This is a genomic window from Rhodobacter flavimaris (assembly GCF_021378075.1).
In the GTDB taxonomy this organism is placed as follows: domain Bacteria; phylum Pseudomonadota; class Alphaproteobacteria; order Rhodobacterales; family Rhodobacteraceae; genus Rhodobacter; species Rhodobacter flavimaris.
The window spans coordinates 137,327-140,957 of sequence record NZ_JAJUOS010000009.1; the positions used below are offsets into that span (position 1 = coordinate 137,327).

Annotated in this window: 2 protein-coding genes and 1 tRNA gene; all 3 read left to right on the plus strand. The window is 63.1% G+C overall.

Annotation, left to right across the window (positions count from 1 at the left end):
* Nucleotides 1–272 precede the first annotated feature (272 nt).
* The 3 genes from katG (at nucleotide 273) to LZA78_RS12710 (ending at nucleotide 3,243) form a co-directional block, all read left to right on the plus strand.
* Nucleotides 273–2,498, plus strand: a complete 2,226-nt coding sequence (katG, locus tag LZA78_RS12700) for a catalase/peroxidase HPI (RefSeq protein ID WP_233677313.1) — start codon at nucleotides 273–275, stop codon at nucleotides 2,496–2,498.
* Nucleotides 2,499–2,655: 157 nt separating this feature from the next.
* Nucleotides 2,656–3,114, plus strand: a complete 459-nt coding sequence (locus tag LZA78_RS12705; RefSeq protein WP_233677314.1) for a GNAT family N-acetyltransferase — start codon at nucleotides 2,656–2,658, stop codon at nucleotides 3,112–3,114.
* A 52-nt stretch (nucleotides 3,115–3,166) separates the two neighbouring features.
* A tRNA-Arg gene (locus LZA78_RS12710) sits at nucleotides 3,167–3,243 on the plus strand.
* The last annotated feature ends 388 nt before the right edge of the window (nucleotides 3,244–3,631 follow it).

Here is a 3,631-nt window from a genome sequence, read left to right on the forward strand (position 1 = left end):
CCTTTAACATCAGGGTTTCTTATGGAAGTGATCAAAATATACGATTTTTTCCTATGATGCGCAGTTGCTAAACGATGCGAAGCTGAGAGGAGAACCAACCCATGCCAAGCCCCCTGTGCAGGCCGCGACCGATCCGCCTGCTGAATGGCGATTACAGCCTTGGGTGCGGGCCTATCTGAATTCGACGGCGCTGCGGGCAGGCCCGGAGGAAAACCTTCGGGCTGAACGCGTCGCCCAATCCATCCACCAAGAATTACTCTGGGAGAAAGATAATGGACGGAAATGATGTCGCGAAATCGGGCAAGTGCCCGGTTCTTCACGGGGTGAACCCGAACGTGACCTTCAAGGCGCGCTCGATCCGGGACTGGTGGCCGAACCAGCTGAACCTCAAGGTACTGCACCAGAATTCGGCCTTGTCGAACCCGATGGGCCCCGATTTCGACTATGCCGAGGCCTTCGGCAAGCTCGACCTGAACGCGGTCAAGCAAGATCTCTACGCGCTGATGACCGACAGCCAGGAATGGTGGCCGGCCGACTGGGGCCACTATGGCCCGCTCTTCATCCGCATGGCCTGGCATAGTGCCGGCACCTACCGCACCGCCGACGGGCGTGGTGGTGGCCGCACCGGCACGCAGCGTTTCGCGCCGCTCAACTCGTGGCCCGATAACGTCAACCTCGACAAGGCGCGCCGCCTGTTGTGGCCGATCAAGCAGAAATACGGCAACAGCCTGTCGTGGTCGGACCTGATGATCCTGGCGGGCAATGCCGCGCTGGAATCGATGGGCATGAAGACCTTCGGCTTCGGCGGCGGTCGTCCCGACGTGTGGGAACCCGAGGAAGACATCTACTGGGGCGCCGAGAGCGAATGGCTCGCCCCTTCGGACAATCCCAACAGCCGCTACTCGGGCGAGCGCGAGCTGGAAAACCCGCTGGCCGCCGTGCAGATGGGCCTGATCTACGTGAACCCGGAAGGCCCGGACGGCAACCCCGACCCGGTCGCCTCGGGTCGCGATGTGCGCGAGACCTTCGGCCGCATGGCGATGAACGATGAGGAAACCGTGGCGCTGGTCGCTGGCGGCCACACCTTCGGCAAGTGCCACGGTGCGGGCGACGCGGGCCTTGTCGGCGCCGATCCCGAAGCGGCGGGCATCGCCGAGATGGGCCTGGGCTGGAAGAACGCGCTTGGTTCGGGCGTCGGCATCGACACCACCTCGAGCGGAATCGAGGGCGCATGGAAGCCGAACCCGACGACCTGGGACATGGGCTACCTGACGGTGCTGTTCAAATACGACTGGGAACTGGTGAAGAGCCCGGCGGGCGCGCATCAGTGGCTGGCCAAGGACGTGGCTGACGAGGACATGATCGTGGACGCCCACGACCCATCGAAGAAGCATCGCCCGATGATGACCACGGCCGACCTGTCGCTGCGTTTCGACCCGATCTATGGGCCGATCTCGCGCCGCTTCCTCGAAAACCCCGAGGAGTTCGCCGACGCTTTCGCCCGTGCATGGTTCAAGCTGACCCACCGCGACATGGGGCCGAAGGCTCTGTATCTCGGCCCCGAGGTTCCGGCCGAAGACCTGATCTGGCAAGACCCGATCCCGGCTGTGGATCACGCGCTGATCGACGCCGACGATATCGCCGTGCTCAAGGGGCAAATCCTGGCCTCGGGCCTGAGCATTGCCGAACTCGTCTCGACCGCATGGGCCTCGGCCTCGACCTTCCGCGGCTCGGACATGCGCGGCGGTGCGAATGGCGCCCGCATCCGTCTGGCCCCGCAAAAGGACTGGGAAGCGAACCAGCCCGAGCAACTGGCCAAGGTGCTGGCGGTCTATGAGGACATCAAGGCGGGCTTCGATGCCACCGCCTCGGGCGGCAAACAAGTCTCGCTGGCCGATCTGATCGTGCTGGGGGGCAGCGCCGCAATCGAGGCCGCCGCCAAGGCTGCCGGTCATTCGGTCGAGGTGCCCTTCACCCCGGGCCGCATGGACGCAACCGAAGAGCAGACCGATGCCGAGTCCTTCGCCGTGCTCGAACCGCAGGCCGATGGTTTCCGTAATTACCAGAAGAAATCCTACTCGGTTTCGGCCGAGGAGATGCTGGTGGATCGCGCGCAGCTGCTGACCCTGACCGCGCCCGAGATGACGGTTCTGGTCGGCGGGATGCGGGCGCTTGGCGCCAACCACGGCGGCACCGCGCATGGCGTGTTCACCACGCGGCCCGGTCAGCTGACGAACGATTTCTTCGTCAACGTGCTCGACATGGGCACCGTCTGGACGCTCGTGTCCGAGGCTGAGGATCTGTTCGAAGGCCGCGATCGCGCCACCGGTTCGGTCAAATGGACCGCGACGCGCGTCGATCTGGTGTTCGGCTCGAACTCGCAGCTGCGCGCCCTGTCAGAGGTCTATGGCCAGAACGACGGTCAGGCCAAGTTCGTGGCCGATTTCGTCACCGCCTGGACCAAGGTGATGAACGCGGATCGCTTCGATATCGCCTGAGCGAGGCTCTGAAAAACGACTGCGGCGCCCCGGTTTTTGCCGGGGCGCCGTTTCTATTTTTGGCGCCGCGTCACATCTTCGCGCGGCCCTGTCCAAGCCCCTTTGACATGGGTAATACTGCCCCCAGCCGGACCGGCGCGGACGCAAGGAACAGACCATGATCACGATCACTCTCGAACATCCCGTGCAGGAGGATCTGGCCCTGCTGCATGCGCGCCACCACGCGGCCATGCATGCTGACACCCCGCCAGAGTCGATCCACATGCTGCCCCCCGACGCGCTGGCCGCCCCCGGCATCGCCTTCTTCGTGATGCGCGAAGAGGGGCGCGCCGTCGGTATGGGCGCCTTCAAACGCATCGATGCAGGCCATGCCGAGATCAAATCCATGCATGTGCTGATGGAGCTGCGCGGGCGCGGTTTGGCGCGCATGATGCTCTCGCATCTGATCACCGAGGCACAGGCTGCGGGCTACGCACGCCTTAGCCTCGAGACCGGTGCGCAGCCCTCGTTCGAGGCTGCTCGGGCACTCTATCTGACCGCCGGTTTCACGGAATGCGCGCCCTTCGAGGGCTACGCCCCCGATCCGAATTCGGTCTTCATGACGCTGAGCGTCTAAGGGTTCGCAGGGCTTGCGCGCGCGCGCCCAATGCCTCAAAAGGGATGTCAGCGGCCCCTTAGCTCAGCTGGATAGAGCATCCGCCTTCTAAGCGGACGGCCGAGGGTTCGAATCCTTCAGGGGCCGCCAGATCACTCCCTAAAACAGCCGATCAGTGGCCCCGCCAAGCGGCGCGAAATTCCCCGGCAAGGGGCGCGCTTTCTTGTCTCCCGAAGTGGCGGATTGGGCAGTGTTCTGATGGTCTGCGACGAATCGACACAGCGCGAGATCGTGGCATTCACCCGTCCTGACAGCCCGCTTCGAGCCGAACGCCCAGGTGAAATGCTTCCGCTTAAGGGCTGATTTTATTTGAAATATGACCTTTTTGCGGCGCCATCCGTGAATCTTCTTGAAATATTTTTGCGATCCCGCAGGCTTAAACGATCACTAATTACTTGCTGCTGCGCGTTCTGCCACGCGCTTTAAAACTTACCAGGGGGGTGGACCTGCCGTTACTCGGCTGAGTCCATTTATTTGA

What these genes read in the sequence shown, in the direction of transcription:
- katG (WP_233677313.1), top strand. Translation starts at nt 273, where the DNA reads ATGGACGGAAATGATGTCGCGAAATCGGGCAAGTGCCCGGTTCTTCAC.
- LZA78_RS12705 (WP_233677314.1), top strand. Translation starts at nt 2,656, where the DNA reads ATGATCACGATCACTCTCGAACATCCCGTGCAGGAGGATCTGGCCCTG.